Raw genomic sequence first — 17,149 nt, forward strand, 5'->3', positions numbered from 1 at the left:
CAGGCCTTAGGGAAGGGCGAAAGCGCAGCCGGCAATGCTTGTACGGCCCCTAATATTCCACTGCTTAATGTTAAGCGCACCTTAAGACAAAGCTGGCATTTTGCCACTTGCCTCCGAAGAATACTTGCAATCGGACAGATGTGGGACGCGTAAGAATGGGTGCCGGCTTCGAAAAAGCGGACACATCATCTATGAATGGCGAAGGGCCGGCTGAAGCCAGCCTGCAGACAGCGCTATTCGACGCGGTTTGCGAGAGCCTTTCCTCCGCGTTCATTGTCTACGACAAGACAGACCACCTGGTCTTCGCCAGCCGTCAGGTGCTGGATTTCTTTCCGATTGCAGCGACGATGCTGAAGCCCGGCACGCGGCTTCGCGATTTTCTCGGCGCGATCTACGACACCGGCATCCGCAACCAATCCGCCGGAAAGAAGAGCGCGCTCAACCGCGAAGACTGGCTGTCCCAGAAGATCGCCTCGCATTGGCGCGAACGCTTCGAGTCCGTCGAACAGGCCAGCGATTGCTGGATCCGCTTCCAGAAGCGGCGCCTGGCGAGCGGCTTTGGTGTCTGCGTCATCTCGGACATCTCGGAAGACAAGAAGCGCGAAGAGCAGTGGCGGCTCGATCTCGAACGGGTGCAGCTGACCGAGGATATTCTCGACAATCTGCCGTTCCCGCTCTTCGTCAAGGATCGCAATCTCAACTACGTCGCGGTCAACATCGCGTTCTGCGAGAAGTATCAGTCGAGCGTCGACGAAGTGCTGGGGCGCAAGAGCTCGGATCTGTTTTCGCCCGAGATCGCCGAGCGCTTCGAGGAAAGTGACCGGCATGTGCTCGAAACGGGCGAGATGTCGATCTCGCGCCAGCGGCAGGTTTCCCGCGACGGCGCCGAGCGCGATATCGTCACGCGCAAGCATCGCATCGGAAAGCCGGGTCGCTATTTCCTGGTGGCGACGATGCAGGATCTGCCGCGGGACGGCGCCGATCTTGATGAGTTCGAGCTCGCCTCCGCGGTAACCACATCGAGCAAGAATTCCTATCGCAGAGCCTATGTACCGATGACGGCGAGCACCGAGCGTCGCGAGCCCGCGGCGATGGAGGCGATCGTCCCGGAGAACTTTTCCGGCCGCAAGATCCTGGTGGTTACGGCCGATATCGCTGCCGAAACGGCGGCGCTGCGGATGCTGGCGAAATACGGCTTCGAAGCCTGCTCGGTGCGCGGCGAGGACGAGCAAGAGCATTTCCTGGAGCTTGCGGGGCAGGAGGGTATCGCCCTCGACCTGCTCATCATCGACAACCAGATGGGCATGCGATGCCTGGAACTGGCCGATCAGCACGGTATCCCGTCGCTTGTCATGGACGGCTTTCAGCTCGCCAATGAACTGACGTTCCAGATCGCGCGGCACTTCAACCGCAACAAGCGCGGTGTGCAGCTCGACCCGATCGACACAGACTGGGAAATCACCACCGTCGAGGAGGTGCGCTCGCTCGACGTCCTTGTTGCCGAAGACAATGATATCAATCAGATCGTCTTCTCCCAGATCCTCGAAGGTCTTGGCTATCGCTACCTGATCGCCGCCAGCGGCGACGAGGCCGTGCGGTTGTGGACCGAGCATAAGCCGAAGATTGTCCTGATGGACATCTCGCTGCCTGGGCTCAATGGCTTCGAGGCGGCCCGGATGATCCGGCAGATGGAAGAAGGAACAGGCTCCACCACTCCGATAGTCGGCGTGTTGACGCAAGCCTTCGAGCGCGATCGTGCCGAGTGCACGAAGGCGGGCATGAATGATGTGATCATGAAGCCGGTCAGCCCCGATATTCTGGAGACGGTTTTCCAAAATCATCTGGCAAAGGCGTTTACGCAGGCCAGCGGGTAGCCCGATCCCGGTCAACTCCCAAAATCTGGGGATAAGGGAGGGGCTGGATGAGGGTGTCCTAATATCGAATTTTTAAGACTTGCTCGCCATTCTCCGTGGTATTGCAAGGTCCTGGGTCGGAATGATGATGCTGGCTGATATGCCTTTGGTGCCCGTAAGCCAGAACGAACTTCAGACGATGGCGTATACGGATTCGCTGACCGGCCTTGGAAACCGCTATCGCATGCGCGACCGTATCGCGCAGATCTCGGCCGAGCGCGCCAGTGACCCCGCGCCCTTTACCATCGGCATCGCCAATCTCGACTCTTTCAAACCGATCAACGACCTGTTCGGCTCCAGCGCCGGCGACGAAATCCTGTGCCAGGTTGCACACCGCCTGAAGGCCTGCATTCCCGATGGCGCCTTGGTGACGCGTCATGATGGCGACGAGTTCGCCTTCGTCCTGCCGCTCATCTTCGAACGGGCAAGTGCCGAGAAGTTCGGGCAAATGATCCGGGAGGTGCTGTCGGCCCCTTATGATCTTGGTGACCGCAACGTCCGTCTCTCGGCGTCCTTTGGGTTTGCCATCTATCCCTTCGCGGGCGAAGCCTATGAAGAGCTGCTGCTCAGTGCCGAGACGGCGCTCTACCGCTCGAAGCGCCGCGGTCGCGGCCAGATCACCGTCTACTCGCGCGAGATCGCGCAGGAAATGAAGCGCACGACGCAGCTCGAACAGGCGCTGCGCAATGCCATCATCTCCGATGCGATCGACGTGCATTTCCAGCCGATCGTGTCGCTGGCGAACAGCCAGGTCGTTGGTTTCGAGGCACTGGCGCGCTGGAACGACCCGGATCTCGGTTTCGTCTCGCCTGCCGTTTTCGTCCCGCTGGCCGAAGAGCGCGGCTTTATCGATGCGCTGTCCGAGGCCCTGTTGAGAAAGGCGGCGGAAGCAGCGCTCTCCTGGCCGCGCGAGCTGTTTCTGTCCTTCAACCTTTCCTCGGCACAGCTTATGGATCCGGGCACGAGCAGCAGCGTGCTTTCCATTCTCGGCCGCGTCGGTCTTGACCCGCATCGGCTCGAGCTCGAGATCACCGAGACCGCGGTGATGGGCTCTGCCGACACTGCCAATCGGATCATTGCCGACCTGCGACAGGCCGGCGTGCGCATCTCGCTGGACGACTTCGGAACCGGTCAGTCGAGCCTGGGGCGTCTGCGCGACTTCATGTTCGACAAGATCAAGATCGATCGCGCCTTCGTATCGCGCATCAATTCCGATCGCGCGTCCGAACACATCATCAAGGCGATCCTGACCATGTGCGAAGGGCTCGACCTGGAGGTCGTGGCGGAAGGAATCGAGGACTATTCCGAGGCCGCAAAGCTGCGATTGCTCGGCTGCGGCATGGGGCAGGGCTACCACTTCGGAAAGCCGGCGGACAGTATCGCCACCTTGCGCTTCCTGCACGAGAACTATTACGACGCCGAGCGCGTCAGCGCATAAAGACCGATGGCGCCCTTTCGGACGCCACCGGTTACGCTGTACTCACTGCGCAGTATCTTAGTTGTTCGTTGTCGAACCGGTTGCCGTAGTGTCTGTTGCACCCGGGGCCGGAGCCTTTTCGGCTGACAGCATCTTCAGCGTCTTGAATTCAGGCGCAGCCTTCAGGGACTCCGCGGTTTCCGATGTTGTCAGCTTGACGCTGCCGTCGTCGGTGTTTTGGGCCACGGTGACCTTGTCCATCGGAACGGCGACATTCTTCTCGCCGATCCCGAGGAATCCGCCGACACCGATCACCGCGGCAACGAGGCCGCCATCCTTCTTCATGATCAGGTCGTTGACGTTGCCGATGCTTTCGTTCTGGCCGTTATAGACCGGCTGACCAATATACGTGTTGGCGCTCACCTGGTCCTGAGCCTGCTCGGTCAGATATGCATCGCCGCCAGCCTGCGCGGTATCGGTTGTTGCTGCGGGAGCCGTTGTCTGAGCCGCGCTACCCGATGGCGTCATGGCATCCGGTGCCTTCGGCGGTGCGGCCGGATCTACAGGCGCTGATTGTGTGGCAGGCGCCCCCGGCGTCGCCGGCTGGGTCGCACTCTGGGAGAATGCTACCGGTGCGAAAGCCGTGGCAAACAGGGCGCCAGCGGCAACGGTCGTCAGAAGTTTGCGTGTCATTTCGAACCTACCTTTTTTCATTCGTTGAGTGATCTCTAGCCTGACAGCGCCATTCTTATGTGGTGCTTCTGCCTGGCCGGTTCCCTATTGAAATGAATGGGTTGGCTATTGGTTCCCGAAAAAGACGCGCAAAAATTTCATGTTTTTTACGGAACTTTCCGGCGATTGCGGCCTCGGATCCATGTCGCGGCGGCCGGAAAAGAAATAGGGCGCCCGTGGTGGACGCCCTGTGACAACGCTGTTTTTCGAGCTGTTTTACACCACGTAGGCTGGGTCGAAAATGCCCTTGACGGTGACGCCCAGCTCGAGAAGGGAACCAGCTTGCGGTTGTGCCGCGCGCGTGTCCTCGTCCAATCCTTCCCATGCGGTTGTCACGGCAAGCCGGTCGGCATTGGGGCCGATGAAGGCAGGGCAGGAGGGTTGGGCGGCGGGAACCTTGTAACGCGCGATGCGCAGCCCGTCCGGGCTGTAGCGATCGACCACGCCGGCGCCCCAGCGGGCATTCCAGATGTAGCCGTCTGCGTCCACCACGGAGCCATCGATGCCGCCCTGCTCGTCCATCGTGTCCACGAGGACAATCGGCTCGCCGGTCGGAAGGCCCGTCCGCGGGTCGACCATGACGCGCATGAGCCGGCTGAGGCGGGTATCGGTGAAATAGCCGATCGTCCCGTCAGGCGAGAAGCAGATCGAATTCGGGATGCTGATCCCGCTGAAAATCTTCGTCACCTTGCCGCCTGCGACGTGATAGATCGCGCCCGCCTGCATTTCGGCGCGCTTGCTCATCGTGCCGATCCACAGAGCGCCTGACGGATGCGTGCGGCCGTCGTTCGAACGGTTCTCGTGATTGTCGCTCTCGAGGTCGGCATGGAATGTCAGTTCACCGGTCTTCACGTCACGGATGAACAGTCCCTGCTCGGTCGCCAGCAACTGCCGGCCGGCGTCGATGCGGGCAAGCACGCTCGCCATCATCGGCAGGGTATGCACCTTCTTCTCCTCGGTGGAGAGGTTCAGTTCGTGCAGTTCCTTGCCCAGGATGTTGAACCACCACACGGTGTTGGTGTCAGGGTCGTAGGTCGGGCCTTCGCCCAACACCGAATTCGTGTTGGAAAGCGACTTGCCTTCGAACTCATGGATATCAGTCATGCAATCAAGCTCCTACCGCGGCGTCGTAGGCATAAATGGTCGCCTTGGCGCGCTCGGCAACCTCTGACGCGCTCATGCCCGGCTTGTAGAGGCTCGTGCCGAGGCCGAATGCGAGGATGCCCGCCTTGGTGTAGTCGCTGAAATTCTTGTCAGAAACACCGCCGACGGCGGCGATCACGAGATCAGGCGGCAGAATGGCGCGGATCGCCGTGATCCCGGATGGGCCAAGAACGCTGGCCGGGAAGAATTTCAACCCGGTTGCGCCGGCGCGCGCGGCAGCAAGGGCCTCGGTCGGGGTGAAGACGCCGGGCATGGTGACCATGCCGTATTCGCGGGCGCGGATGATGACCTCGGGTTCGACGTTCGGCGTCACCAGCAGCTTGCCGCCTGCCGAATGCAGACTGTCGACCGCTTCGGTCGTCAGCACTGTACCGGCGCCGATCAGGCAATCTGCCGGCGCCATCTTGGCGGCGATCTCGATCGACTTGAAGGGTTCCGGCGAGTTCAGCGGAATCTCGATCGCTGTCAGGCCGTTCTCGATCAGCGCGCCAACGACGCTTTCGGTTTCTTCCGGCTTGATGCCGCGAAGAATGGCGATCAGCGGGCGTTTCATGGAGGGGAAAGGAATACGGTTCATCGCTCTTTTGCTTTCTCAGTTCGGCCAGATGGCCTTGGCGGCCGCCGCGAGACCGCCGCGCACGGCGGTGTCGGCATCGATGGTGGTGTAGGATAGAGATAGTGTCTTGAAGGCAGTTTCATAAAGACCCTGCAGCCTGCCCGAGGCAACCAAGCTGATGTTGACGGCGCTTCCTGCATCCGAAAGGCCGCCGGCGATCTCCATGCCGATCAGCGTGCCTGAAATCTTCGCCTGCGCGCCGGCAGCCGTCAGGCCGTGCAGCAACTGCCCGGAACGCGCCGTGAAGAACAGGTTGGTCGCCATCGCGGGGCGCTCGAAGGCGGCCTTGACGGCGGCCTCGAACGCAGCCGTGTCGGCCGGCATCTGGTCGGCGCCGGCGACCGCATGCGCGAGGATCGTATGCTTGCTGATCGCGTCGAACAGCTCGCCGGTCATGAAGCTCGAGAACCCCGTGACATGGCCGTCGCGGACATGCACCCATTTCGAATGCGTGCCCGGCATGCAGACCGCCTGAGATCCTTTGCTTTCGGGTCCGAGTGCGCCGAGCAGCTGAGTTTCCTCACCACGCATGACATCCGGCATTGCCTTGTCGCGTTGGGCGAGGCCCGGCAGAATGCGCACATCCCTATCTTGGCCGGGAACCGAGACGGCGCCGGTGAGGATTGCCGAAAGCGAGGTCGGGACGTCGATGTAGCCCGCTTCCACCCAGCCTTGCTTCGCGCCGGCCATGCCGCAGACGATCACCGGAACATCTTCGGGCGCGCCGACCTTGGCGAGGTGCGCGGCAAGCACGGCGGCAAAGCCGGTCTTGGCGGCGGTCGTCATGCCTTCGTCGCTTCGGCTTTCGCCGAGAACGCTGCCGTCCTTGCCGATCAGCCAGAGCCGAAAGCTGCTGGTGCCCCAGTCAACGGCAACGTAAGCGGGGTTTGTCATCAGAAAATGCCTCCATCGACAATAAGGGACTGCGCGCTCACGGCGGCGGCGCAGTCGGATGCTAGAAACAGACACGGGCCGACGATTGCGTCGGCATGCAAGATCTTTTTGATACACTGGCGCTGCACGGTCTGGGCGATCCCTTCTTCCGTCAGCCAGAGCTTCATCTGGCGGTCGGTGACGATCATGCCGGGCAGAATGCAATTGACGCGGATATTGTCCGGACCGAGCTTGCCGGCAAGGCTCTTCGTCAGTCCGATAACGCCGGCCTTGGCGGTCGAGTAGGCCGGGAATTCCGGCATGTTCAGCAGGAACGCGATCGACGACATGTTGATGATGGCGCCACCGCCAGCCGCGCGCATGGACGGAACAACCGCCTGGGTGGTGAAGAACACATGGCGAAGATTGGTCGCCTGATTGTTGTCCCAGTATTCCTCGGTCACGGCTTCCAGGTCATGCCGGTCGTCGCGTGCCGCGTTGTTGACCAGCACGCCGATCGGGCCGGAGTGCGCGACGATGGCATCGACCGTGCTGCGGATGGCCGGGATGTCGCGAAGGTCGGCATGATGGAAACGAACGGGATGCAGGCTGTCGCGTGAGAGGCGTTCCGCCAGTTCGCGTCCGTCGGCATCGGCGATGTCGATGAACGAAACCTTTGCGCCCTGTCGCGCAAACCCTTCGACGATCGCCGCGCCTATGCCCGAGCCGCCGCCGGTTATCAGTACGCTGCGATCCCTGAACTCGGGAAACTGCGCCCCAGCATGTGCCATCATCTCCTCCCGATGTTCCATTATTTGGAACTTAATTTGACTATGTGGAATTATCCAATTACGTTGATGCCTCTGTCAAGGCATAGGAATGATGATGAAAGCAGGCAACGATGGCCCGCAGCGGCAGGAGACCGGCACCCTTGGCAAGCTGATGGTGCTGCTGGATCTCATCGCCCAGGCTGACGGCCCCTTGCGCTTCACCGAGATCTTGGCCGCTACCGGCCAGCCGCGTGGCACGCTGCATCGCCAGCTCGGTCATCTTGTCGAAGAGGGCCTGCTCGAATTCGACGGGGAGGGGCGCTATCGCGTCGGGCTTCGCCTGCTGGACCTCGCCTCGCGCAGCTGGGCTCGAAACGAGTTTCGCGCGATCGCGGAGCCGCATTTGTCCGCGCTGCAACAACTGACGGGAGAGACAGTGCATCTCGGTGTCCTTCGCGGTTCATCCGTCATCTACCTCGATAAGGTTGAGGGACGTCAGTCGGTCCGCATGTATTCGCAGATCGGCAACGCATCGCCGGTGTACTGCACCGGTGTCGGCAAGGTCGCGCTGTCGGTCCTTCCCGAAGAGCGGCTTAACGCCGTCGTCGCGGAGCTGACATTCGAGCGCTTTACCCCAAGCACGCACACACGCGACACGCTTCTGTCCGAGATCGAAGACATCAGGGCCGACGGGTACGGCTACGATCGAGAGGAGCACGAGGTCGGCATTCGATGCGTCGCCGCGCCTCTCTGGTCCGACGACTTTTCCTTCGTTGGCGGCGTGTCGGTCACCGGTCCGGCTTACCGCCTGACGCTCGAGCGGCTGGCGGAATGGTCCCTGCCGGTTCGCGAGGCGGCTGAGGCAATCATGACCGATATGCGCATCGCCCTGGGGCCCCGGCGTTTCCGCTAAATTGGCCGGAACTCATATATTCATCGGCGTATTGTGATTTTCTGACGAATCGTCACAATTGTTGTCTGTCAATCCCCCGTCTTGGGGTGTATCAGCTTCCATGCCATGGTCGGCGATACGCCAAAAGACGTCGCGGACGACGTGGTTACCCCTAGAAAACGCTGAAATTTGAGTTGAATGAAATCATGACATCATCGTCGCCAGCTGCTTCCGTAGACGTCTACGTAAGCGAAATAGCCAAGCTGCATACGCAGTTTGACATCTTCCGCTTCCTGAAAAAGGTGACGGAAGCGTACCGGGCGCGTGCCTTTATGGTCTTCAACCTGCCGCACTCGACAGCGAGTGATCTTCAAAGCAATACCGTCATCACAAACTGGCCAGTCGAGCTGCTGTCGGCCTACGATAGCGAGCGGCTGGTCTCGAACAGCCCGGTCATGCGTCGGCTGCGGGCATCGACAACGCCGTTCTTCAACGATGTATCCACAGCAAAGCTTGAGCGGCCGGACGGCAAGTCGAGCATCGTCTCGGCCCTCTTCGAGCGCTTCCGGATGATGCGGTGCGCTTATTTCCCCACCCATGAGCCTTCCGGCGCGCGCGGCGCGGTCTCGTTCTCCGGTGATCGTGAGGCCTTCACCACCGAAGAAATGCGGGAACTCCACTATATCGCCATTCATGTCTACGACAGGCTGGCAGAGATCCGCACGATCGATAGCCGAATGACCGACACGCTGACCGATCGCGAAATCGACTGCCTGAACTGGACCGCCGCAGGCAAGACGAGCGTGGAGATCGCCGACATCCTGGGGCTGTCGGAGCACACGGTCAATCACTACCTCAATCGTGCCACCAAGAAGCTGGATACGGTCAATCGGGCGCAGGCTGTTGCCAAGGCGCTGCGGATCGGCCTCATCAAGTGAATCTTGCTCAGATTATGGGCGGGTGGCGCGAATTAGCCTAATTTGACGGCAATCGCGCTCCCGGCCCCGGGCGAGGTTTTCGGATTGCTCCGTATTTCCACTGTTCTGCGTAACTGGCACGTTTTCTGCTTCTTTATATCCAGCGGTCCAGAGGGGGCCTGGTAACGACGCCGGATCAATGGCGCGACCTACAATCCGCCGTCCGATGCCGGGGGCGCCTTTTGGGCGTGCGGCATTGGGCGGCGGTTTGTTGTTTTTGAGCTACGCTGCGGTGGCATCGATATTGCCCAGGCGCTTTTTCGGCTCTTTATTGCTGGTCTTTTGGCATATGTGCGCTAACCCTTACATGTTCTTGGCAGAAGACCGTTGCGTCACCAGGGCGAAAGCCCGGCGGACTTGGAGGCGCAACGGCTCCTTCCCAATCTGCGGCCGCACGATTCCGCGTGCTGGCAGGCCTGCCCGCTGATTTCGTTTGGCGAAGCCGCGGCTCTCCTCTATCTAAGAGCCGAAACAGGCAATGAGGATGCAATGGCCGCCGTTACCAAGGAACAGGTTCTCGAAACGCTCAAGACGGTTCGAGGCCCCGATCTCGAGCATAACATCGTTGAGCTCGGCATGGTCTCCGATGTCTTCATTTCCGATGGCAAGGTCTATTTCTCGATTACCGTTCCGGCCGATCGCGCCAAGGAGCTGGAGCCGCTGCGGCTTGCCGCCGAACGCGTCATCAAGGAAATCCCCGGCGTGCAGGGCGCGCTTGTCGCGCTGACGGCCGACAAGAAGGCCGGCTCGACCCAGCCGCAGGCGCCCGCTGCTACCCCGCACGGCGCTCACGGTTCGCACGGTCACTCGCACGCTCCGCAGGCGCAGCCGCCGCGTGCCGGCAAGATCGGCGTTCCCGGTATCGGCGCGATCATCGCCGTTGCGTCGGGCAAGGGCGGCGTTGGAAAGTCGACCACGGCGGTCAATCTGGCCCTCGGCCTGCAGGCGAACGGCCTTCGAGTCGGGATACTCGACGCGGATATCTATGGTCCGTCCATGCCCCGGCTGCTGAAGATTTCCGGTCGCCCCACCCAGATCGACGGCCGCATCATCAATCCGATGGAAAACTACGGCCTCAAGGTCATGTCCATGGGCTTCCTCGTCGATGAGGAAACGGCGATGATCTGGCGCGGTCCGATGGTGCAGTCGGCGCTGATGCAGATGCTGCGCGAAGTCGCCTGGGGCGAACTCGACGTGCTGGTCGTCGATATGCCGCCCGGTACCGGCGACGCGCAGCTGACGATGGCACAGCAGGTGCCGCTCGCCGGTGCCGTCATCGTGTCGACGCCGCAGGACCTGGCGCTTATCGATGCGCGCAAGGGCTTGAACATGTTCAAGAAGGTCGAGGTTCCCGTTCTGGGGATCGTCGAGAACATGAGCTATTTCATCGCTCCCGACACCGGTGCGCGCTATGACATATTCGGCCACGGCGGCGCGCGCAAGGAAGCCGAGCGCATCGGCGTTCCTTTCCTCGGCGAGGTGCCCTTGACCATGAACATCCGGGAGACCTCTGACGCGGGAACGCCGCTGGTCGCCTCTGAGCCCAACGGGATCGTTGCCGGCATCTACCGCGATATCGCATCGCGGGTCTGGCAGCAGCTTGGAGGGCAGCAGCCGAGACCGGCTCCGGCCATCGTCTTTGAATAACTGCTTCGCCGGCGCTAGACTCGAAATTGCGGGCGAAATGTGATCAAAAGGCGCAGTTCACGTAAGATGTCTTGATTCTTCCGTGGGTTTCCGTCATATGGCGCGCCGTCGCCATGAGGGCGGCAATAGGCAATGCTTGATGGCGGCTGGTTCCTCGCGGGGTCACCGTTGCATGTTCGGAGTTCTCTTGTCGGTCGAAGGTTTGATGGCTGCGGTGCGGTCGAGCATGGCGCATATTCCGACTTCGCTCGGATATGTCAGGAGCTTTATGGACATTGATCAATCGCTTTCGTTAGGATCTAAGAACAGCGAGCGTCGCATTGCCATGGCTGCCGGCGCGCTGCGGAAGGTTTTCTGATGGGACAGGCGACAGCTGCACGTTGCCCTGCGTGCCGGAGACACCTCCGGTGATCACGGCCTACTGCTCCAACTGCGAGTCAATCGAACTCACCGACCTGTCGCAAGTCGCCGCGCTGCGCGACGATGTCGTATGGATCGACATGATCGAGCCGACGCATGAGGAAGAGATCTACGCGGAAAAGGTCCTCGGCATCGAGGTGCCGACCCGCGACGATCTCAAGGACATCGAACCGTCCGCGCGCCTCTATGTCGAAAACGATGCTGTCTTCATGACCGCTTCCCTGCTTTGCAAGGCCGAGACTGAGGCGCCCATGTTGGCCGACGTCGCTTTCGTTCTTGCCGGCAAGCGTCTGGTCACCATCCGCTATGCCCGCCCGAAGTCCTTCACGCTTTTCATCGCGGCACTTCATCGCCTGCCGCAACAGTGGCGCACCGGCGCCGCATTGCTTGCCAAGCTGTTCGAGACGATCATCGACCGCACCGCCGAGATCCTTGAGCTCTCGGTCGCGCGCATCGACATCCTGTCGACGCATGTGTTCGGTGACCGCGCTAAGAAAGTCCGCAAGCCGTCGAACTACCTGGAAATGAAGCTGCGCGATATCGCCGGCTATCATCGTCTTGTCAGCAAGGTGCGCGATAGTCTGGCATCGCTGTCCCGCTTGATGACCTTCTTCTACAATGTTCCAGCCGTTCAGCAGGATCGCGAGACGAAAGAACTCTGCCGCACGGTTTCTCGGGACATCCAGTCGTTGTCCGAACACTCGTCGTTCGTCGCGGGCAACATCACCTTTCTTCTTGATGCGTCGCTCGGCTTGATCAACATCGAACAGAACTCGATCATCAAGATTTTCTCGATCGCGTCCGTGGTCTTCTTGCCGCCGACGCTGGTCGCCTCCATCTATGGCATGAATTTCGAGTCGATGCCGGAACTGCACTGGGTGCAAGGCTATCCCTATTCGCTCGGGCTCATGGTGATATCCGCCATCATCCCCTTTTTCTTTTTCCGATGGAAAGGCTGGCTCTGAAGAGCCTGTTTTCATTTTATGTCCGAAGACAGCCATTCACAGGATGAAAAAATGAGCCCGCGCAAGCTGTTCTATCTTGCGCTCGGCTCTGTCGGTGTCGTCTACGGCGATATCGGTACCAGCCCGCTTTACGCGTTTCGCGAAGCGCTGAAGCCCGTCGCGATCGACGGCCTGACCCGTTTTGAAGTCATCAGCCTGATCTCGCTGATGATCTGGGCGCTGACGATCATCGTCACCATCAAATACGTGCTGTTTTTGCTGCGCGCCGACAACGAAGGCGAGGGCGGTACGCTTTCGCTGCTGGCGCTGCTGATGAAGACGGCCAACGGGCACACGGCGCTCCTGATGCTGCTGGGTCTGGTCGGTGCGGCGCTGTTCCTTGGCGACGCGATGATCACGCCGGCGCTCTCGGTGCTGTCGGCTGTCGAAGGTCTGAAGCTCGTGGCGCCAAGCATGACGAGCTATATCGTGCCGATCTCGGTCTTCATCCTGGCGCTGCTCTTTGCCGTGCAATCGCGAGGAACCGGCGCTATGGCCCGCTTCTTCGGGCCGATCACCGCTCTCTGGTTCATCGTCATGGCGGTCGCCGGCATTTCGCATATTTCCGACGATTTCGGCATTCTAGCCGCCTTCAACCCATATTACGCCGTCAGCTTCCTGCTGCATGAAGGCTTCTATGGTGTCGTCGTCCTGGGTGCGGTGTTCCTGACCGTGACGGGCGCCGAGGCGCTCTATGCCGACCTCGGTCACTTCGGCCGCCGCCCGATCCAGTGGGCCTGGTTCGCGCTGGTTTTCCCGGCGCTCACGCTCAACTATCTCGGCCAGGGCGCACTGGTGCTCGGCAATCCGCAGGCGATGTCGGATCCCTTCTATCTGATGTATCCGCAATGGGCTATTTTGCCGGTTGTCATCCTGGCGACCGCTGCCACGATCATTGCCAGCCAGGCCGTGATCACCGGCGCCTTCTCGCTCGTCCGACAGGGGATCAACCTCGGCTTCCTGCCGCGCATGGAAATCCTCTTCACGTCGGAAACGAATACCGGGCAGATCTTCCTCCCGTCGGTCAACGCCGTGCTCTTCTTCGGCGTCATCTTCCTGGTGCTGAGCTTCAAGACGTCGGATGCGCTAGCAACCGCCTACGGGATTTCGGTCACCGGCGCGATGGTGGTGACCTCGATCATGGCCTTCGAATTCGTTCGTGTCCGCTGGAACTGGTCGATCCCGGTTGCAACGTTGGTGCTGGCACCGTTGCTTGCGCTTGAACTGATCTTCCTCGGAGCAAACCTCCTGAAGATCCACGACGGCGGCTACATCCCGGTCCTGATCGCAACCGCGTTCACGATCATCATGTGGACATGGCGGCGCGGTTCGGCGCTCCTTATGGAAAAGACGCGTCATACCGACATTCCGCTGGCCTCCTTCGTCAGTTCGATCGAGCGCAAGAGCGATCACTCGCCGGCGCACGTGCCGGGAACGGCGATCTTTCTGACGAGCGACCCGGAATCCGCACCGGCCGCGCTGCTGCATAACCTGAAGCACAATCACGTCCTGCACGACAAGAACGTGATCCTGACGATCCGCACGGTCAACAAGCCGCGCGTTCCGAGCGCCGATCGCTATAAGGTCGAGCAGATCTCCGAGCGTTTCTCGCGCGTCGAGCTGCTGTTCGGCTTCATGGAATCGCAGAACGTCTCGCAGGCGCTCGCGACGCTCCGCAAGACAGGTCTGAAGTTCGATATCATGTCGACGTCCTTCTATCTCGGCCGCCGCAAGCTGGTTCCGGACGCAAAGTCGGGCATGCCCTATTGGCAGGACCGTCTTTATATTGCGCTGGCCAACGCCGCCGCCAATCCTTCGGACTACTTCCGTCTGCCGGCAAACCGCGTGGTGGAACTGGGCTCGCACGTCATCATCTGATAGCGCTGCCGCCAAGCAAAGAGCCCGGCCATCGTGTCGGGCTTTTTGCGTTTTGCCTTGGGCTGTACGTCTTTGGGTAAATTAGGCCGGCCGCATTAACCAAGCATCAAGGTTAATGAGACATTTTCATCGGCATGTTCATGCGTCCATGCCGGAGTCTGGTGTTGCGTCGAAATATCCGTTCCCGTGGCAAGCTGCGTCTCTTGCTTCAAAACTGGAGTTCACCTGCTCTCTTCGGTGTCTGCGGCTGGCTGATGTTTCCCACCATGGCATCGCATGCCGATCTGGCCGCACTGCTTGCCGGACTGGATCAGGGCCGGGAAAACTGGCGAATGGTGTTGACCAACTCGCCGGCGGGGTCGATCCACCAGGCAGAGCTCGCCTTTGCAGACCCGCTGGTGACGGGCACGATTGCCTCCGGTGCCGGCATGGTACTCCCCGACGGTCGTAAGGTCGCCTTCATGGCCAAGGACAAGGGCCACGAGGCAACCCCCGACGAGGATCGCGTCAACCGCCAGTCCAAGAAGGGCAGGGTGGTCGCCGTCGAGCAGATGCAGCCGCCCAAGGATTTCTCCGCCGGTTCCATCCTCCACCGGACCAAGCTCCTTTTCCAGCCGACCTTCGATCTCAAGGACAAGTCCGCCTTCGTGAAGCCGAAGATCAAGGGCAAGGAAATCCAGATCGCCACCAACTTCTATAAGAAGGAACCGCCGAAGCCGGATCGCGGCGTTTCGCCGATGCTGGCCGGCCTGGTTACGAACGACAAGGCCGACGTGCTCGCAACCGCCTTCGCGCCCGCCGCTCCCGATTATGCCCGCCAGTCGCCGTTCGACTCGATCCTCACCGATAAGGCGGACGATGGCCGTTTCGTTCCGCAGATCGGTCCGCGTGACCACGCCTGGGCAGCAAGCGTCCTGCCGCCGAGCGTCTTCTCCGCAGCCGAGCAGCAGTGCCTTGCTTCCGGCATCTACTTCGAAGCCCGCGGCGAAACCGTCAAGGGACAGGCGGCCGTCGCGCAGGTCATCCTCAACCGCGTCCGCAATCCCGCCTATCCGAAGACCATTTGCGGCGTCGTCTACCAGAACGAGGATTGGCGCAACCGCTGCCAATTCTCCTTTGCCTGCGACAACATCAAGGACCGGGTGAACTCCCAGTATCATTGGAGGATCGCCCGCGACGTCGCCATGGCGGTGACGGCAGGCAAGATCTGGCTGCCGCAGGTCGGCTCCGCGACTCACTATCACGCGGTCTACGTTCGTCCGAAATGGGCGAAAACGATGGAAAAGGTCGGGCGCATCGGCCTGCACGTCTTCTATCGCACCTATGGCGGCGGTTGGAGCTGACAAAAAAGCCGATCCAGGCGCGTTTTTGCGCCGGATCGCCTCGCCTCAAAGCGGATTCTTTCGGTCGATTTTGGCTCCAGTCTGCCAAATCAATCTAAGTATATGTTTTTCAGTGATTATTTTAAGGCTGGACATAAGTCCCCCACGCCTTGACTATGCTTTTTGCTAAAACTATGTTGCGCGCGACTTCAGAACGGGCCGAAAGGTTCTCGAACCCTTGGGGTCGTTGTCCTGAAACCGGGGTAGCGGGATCGCGGACAGCGGCAAGCGGAGGAGAGCACCATGACGGATGACCGCGAGGAAGGTCTGGAAGAGCGCCGGGCGCAGTTGGGAGCAAAGCTCGCAACCAAGCGCATCGAGGCGGGGAAGGACGAGGCCGACGAGGCCCGCGCCGAAGTGAGTCGAAAGGGCTATGCCCAGGCGATGAAGCTTTCGAGCGAGTTCATTTCCGCCATCGTTGTCGGTGCCGTTCTTGGCTACCTCGTCGACCGTTTTGTCGGCACGGCGCCTTGGGGATTGATGATTCTTCTTCTTCTTGGATTCGGTGCTGGCGTGTTGAACGTCCTGAGGGCGGCTGGAAAGGTTTCAAGACCCGACCCTGCTGATCGTGGGCGAGACAATAAATAGGGGCAGAGCGCGCAGGCGTTCGATCCAGTGCAATGATCCCGTGTTACGCGGGCCAAAGATAGAGAGAACAAGCGGTGTCCAACGATCCGACCCATCAGTTCCTGATCCAGAAGATTGTGCCGATCGAAGTCGGCGGGATTGATTTCTCGTTTACGAACGCATCGCTTTTCATGGTTGCATCCGCAGCCGTTGCCGCAGGTTTTCTGTATTTCTCGACGTCCAACCGCGCCATCGTTCCGGGCCGGTCGCAGTCGGTCGCCGAAATGTCTTATGAATTCATCGCAAAGATGCTTCAGGAAGGCGCCGGCACCAAGGGGATGAAGTTCTTCCCTCTGGTCTTCTCGCTCTTCATGTTCGTGCTGACGGCCAACCTGCTCGGCATGTTCCCATACTTCTTCACCATCACCAGCCAGATCATCGTCACCTTTGCTCTTGCTTTGCTCGTTATCGGCACGGTTCTGGTCTATGGTTTCTACAAGCACGGCTTCCACTTCCTGAATGTCTTCGTCCCGCAAGGCGTTCCCGGCATTCTTCTGCCGCTGGTCGTGGCGATTGAAATCATCTCGTTCCTCTCGCGTCCGATTTCGCTCTCCGTTCGTCTTTTCGCCAACATGCTGGCTGGTCACATCACCCTTAAAGTGTTCGCAGGCTTCGTTGCCTCGCTCGGAGCGCTGGGTGCGGTCGGTATCGGTGGCGCCATTCTCCCACTCATCATGACGGTCGCCCTGACCGGTCTAGAGTTCCTCGTCGCCTTCCTCCAGGCTTACGTCTTTGCGGTACTGACTTGCATGTACCTCAACGACGCGATCCATCCGGGTGGCCACTAAGGGATACCGACGTTGACGCCTGTGGGCGTCAGTCAATTCGCCGCAACAC

At 60.4% G+C, this 17,149-nt stretch carries 15 protein-coding genes; 10 read left to right on the forward strand and 5 right to left on the reverse strand.

Going from position 1 to position 17,149, the window contains the following annotated elements; all coding sequences use genetic code 11:
• Nucleotides 1-155: 155 nt before the first annotated feature.
• Together A6U87_RS02500 and A6U87_RS02505 are read left to right on the forward strand one after the other, a co-directional pair.
• Nucleotides 156-1,874, forward strand: a complete 1,719-nt coding sequence (locus tag A6U87_RS02500) for a response regulator (protein ID WP_065689647.1) — start codon at nt 156-158, stop codon at nt 1,872-1,874.
• A gap of 121 nt (nt 1,875-1,995) precedes the next feature.
• On the forward strand, nt 1,996-3,351 hold the full coding sequence (locus tag A6U87_RS02505; RefSeq protein ID WP_065689648.1) for a bifunctional diguanylate cyclase/phosphodiesterase: 1,356 nt from the start codon (nt 1,996-1,998) through the stop codon (nt 3,349-3,351).
• A 57-nt stretch (nt 3,352-3,408) separates the two neighbouring features.
• Here the strand turns inward: A6U87_RS02505 and A6U87_RS02510 are convergent, their stop codons facing one another.
• The 5 genes from A6U87_RS02510 to A6U87_RS02530 all read right to left on the reverse strand — a co-directional run bounded on the left by A6U87_RS02510 (nt 3,409) and on the right by A6U87_RS02530 (nt 7,509).
• Entirely contained in the window at nt 3,409-4,023 is a 615-nt protein-coding gene (locus A6U87_RS02510; RefSeq protein WP_065689649.1) for a PRC-barrel domain-containing protein, read from the reverse strand.
• Nucleotides 4,024-4,278: 255 nt separating this feature from the next.
• A complete protein-coding gene (locus A6U87_RS02515) occupies nt 4,279-5,166 on the reverse strand; it encodes an SMP-30/gluconolactonase/LRE family protein (protein WP_065689650.1) in 888 nt (295 codons plus the stop codon).
• A 4-nt stretch (nt 5,167-5,170) separates the two neighbouring features.
• A complete protein-coding gene (locus A6U87_RS02520; RefSeq protein ID WP_065689651.1) occupies nt 5,171-5,803 on the reverse strand; it encodes a 2-dehydro-3-deoxy-6-phosphogalactonate aldolase in 633 nt (210 codons plus the stop codon).
• Between the two features lie 15 nt (nt 5,804-5,818).
• Complete coding sequence (locus A6U87_RS02525; protein ID WP_065689652.1) at nt 5,819-6,736, reverse strand: 2-dehydro-3-deoxygalactonokinase; 918 nt, start codon at nt 6,734-6,736, stop codon at nt 5,819-5,821.
• Nucleotides 6,736-7,509, reverse strand: a complete 774-nt coding sequence (locus A6U87_RS02530) for an SDR family NAD(P)-dependent oxidoreductase (protein WP_141683898.1) — start codon at nt 7,507-7,509, stop codon at nt 6,736-6,738. The genes A6U87_RS02525 and A6U87_RS02530 overlap by 1 nt, the downstream gene beginning before the upstream one ends.
• 88 nt (nt 7,510-7,597) lie before the next feature.
• Between A6U87_RS02530 and A6U87_RS02535 the strand changes: the two genes are divergently transcribed.
• The 8 genes from A6U87_RS02535 (at nt 7,598) to A6U87_RS02570 (ending at nt 17,100) form a co-directional block, all read left to right on the forward strand.
• A complete protein-coding gene (locus A6U87_RS02535) occupies nt 7,598-8,398 on the forward strand; it encodes an IclR family transcriptional regulator (protein ID WP_065690223.1) in 801 nt (266 codons plus the stop codon).
• A gap of 185 nt (nt 8,399-8,583) precedes the next feature.
• Nucleotides 8,584-9,315 (forward strand): LuxR family transcriptional regulator, encoded by a 732-nt coding sequence (locus A6U87_RS02540; RefSeq protein WP_065690224.1) that lies wholly within the window; start codon nt 8,584-8,586, stop codon nt 9,313-9,315.
• A 528-nt stretch (nt 9,316-9,843) separates the two neighbouring features.
• Nucleotides 9,844-11,001 carry an iron-sulfur cluster carrier protein ApbC gene (gene apbC / locus A6U87_RS02545; protein WP_065690225.1) on the forward strand — a complete coding sequence of 386 codons (1,158 nt, stop codon included), beginning with the start codon at nt 9,844-9,846 and terminating at the stop codon, nt 10,999-11,001.
• A 407-nt stretch (nt 11,002-11,408) separates the two neighbouring features.
• Nucleotides 11,409-12,386: a magnesium/cobalt transporter CorA gene (gene corA, locus A6U87_RS02550; RefSeq protein WP_065689654.1), complete on the forward strand. Its 978-nt coding sequence runs from the start codon at nt 11,409-11,411 to the stop codon at nt 12,384-12,386.
• An 18-nt stretch (nt 12,387-12,404) separates the two neighbouring features.
• Nucleotides 12,405-14,303, forward strand: coding sequence for a potassium transporter Kup (locus A6U87_RS02555; RefSeq protein ID WP_065689655.1), 1,899 nt, complete (start codon nt 12,405-12,407; stop codon nt 14,301-14,303).
• Between the two features lie 140 nt (nt 14,304-14,443).
• Nucleotides 14,444-15,646 carry a cell wall hydrolase gene (locus tag A6U87_RS02560; protein ID WP_198928668.1) on the forward strand — a complete coding sequence of 401 codons (1,203 nt, stop codon included), beginning with the start codon at nt 14,444-14,446 and terminating at the stop codon, nt 15,644-15,646.
• A gap of 282 nt (nt 15,647-15,928) precedes the next feature.
• On the forward strand, nt 15,929-16,273 hold the full coding sequence (locus tag A6U87_RS02565; RefSeq protein ID WP_065689656.1) for an AtpZ/AtpI family protein: 345 nt from the start codon (nt 15,929-15,931) through the stop codon (nt 16,271-16,273).
• Nucleotides 16,274-16,347: 74 nt separating this feature from the next.
• On the forward strand, nt 16,348-17,100 hold the full coding sequence (locus tag A6U87_RS02570; RefSeq protein WP_065689657.1) for a F0F1 ATP synthase subunit A: 753 nt from the start codon (nt 16,348-16,350) through the stop codon (nt 17,098-17,100).
• The last annotated feature ends 49 nt before the right edge of the window (nt 17,101-17,149 follow it).

Source organism: Rhizobium sp. AC44/96 (assembly GCF_001692185.1).
GTDB lineage: Bacteria > Pseudomonadota > Alphaproteobacteria > Rhizobiales > Rhizobiaceae > Rhizobium.

Excerpts from the sequence above, each read along its gene's own strand:
- A6U87_RS02565 (WP_065689656.1), top strand. The coding sequence starts at position 15,929 with ATGACGGATGACCGCGAGGAAGGTCTGGAAGAGCGCCGGGCGCAGTTG.
- A6U87_RS02555 (WP_065689655.1), top strand. The coding sequence starts at position 12,405 with ATGTCCGAAGACAGCCATTCACAGGATGAAAAAATGAGCCCGCGCAAG.
- apbC (WP_065690225.1), top strand. The coding sequence starts at position 9,844 with ATGGCCGCCGTTACCAAGGAACAGGTTCTCGAAACGCTCAAGACGGTT.
- A6U87_RS02505 (WP_065689648.1), top strand. The coding sequence starts at position 1,996 with ATGATGATGCTGGCTGATATGCCTTTGGTGCCCGTAAGCCAGAACGAA.
- A6U87_RS02520 (WP_065689651.1), bottom strand. The coding sequence starts at position 5,803 with ATGAACCGTATTCCTTTCCCCTCCATGAAACGCCCGCTGATCGCCATT.
- A6U87_RS02510 (WP_065689649.1), bottom strand. The coding sequence starts at position 4,023 with ATGACACGCAAACTTCTGACGACCGTTGCCGCTGGCGCCCTGTTTGCC.
- A6U87_RS02560 (WP_198928668.1), top strand. The coding sequence starts at position 14,444 with ATGCGTCCATGCCGGAGTCTGGTGTTGCGTCGAAATATCCGTTCCCGT.
- A6U87_RS02525 (WP_065689652.1), bottom strand. The coding sequence starts at position 6,736 with ATGACAAACCCCGCTTACGTTGCCGTTGACTGGGGCACCAGCAGCTTT.
- A6U87_RS02535 (WP_065690223.1), top strand. The coding sequence starts at position 7,598 with ATGATGAAAGCAGGCAACGATGGCCCGCAGCGGCAGGAGACCGGCACC.
- A6U87_RS02500 (WP_065689647.1), top strand. The coding sequence starts at position 156 with ATGGGTGCCGGCTTCGAAAAAGCGGACACATCATCTATGAATGGCGAA.
- A6U87_RS02540 (WP_065690224.1), top strand. The coding sequence starts at position 8,584 with ATGACATCATCGTCGCCAGCTGCTTCCGTAGACGTCTACGTAAGCGAA.
- A6U87_RS02515 (WP_065689650.1), bottom strand. The coding sequence starts at position 5,166 with ATGACTGATATCCATGAGTTCGAAGGCAAGTCGCTTTCCAACACGAAT.
- A6U87_RS02530 (WP_141683898.1), bottom strand. The coding sequence starts at position 7,509 with ATGATGGCACATGCTGGGGCGCAGTTTCCCGAGTTCAGGGATCGCAGC.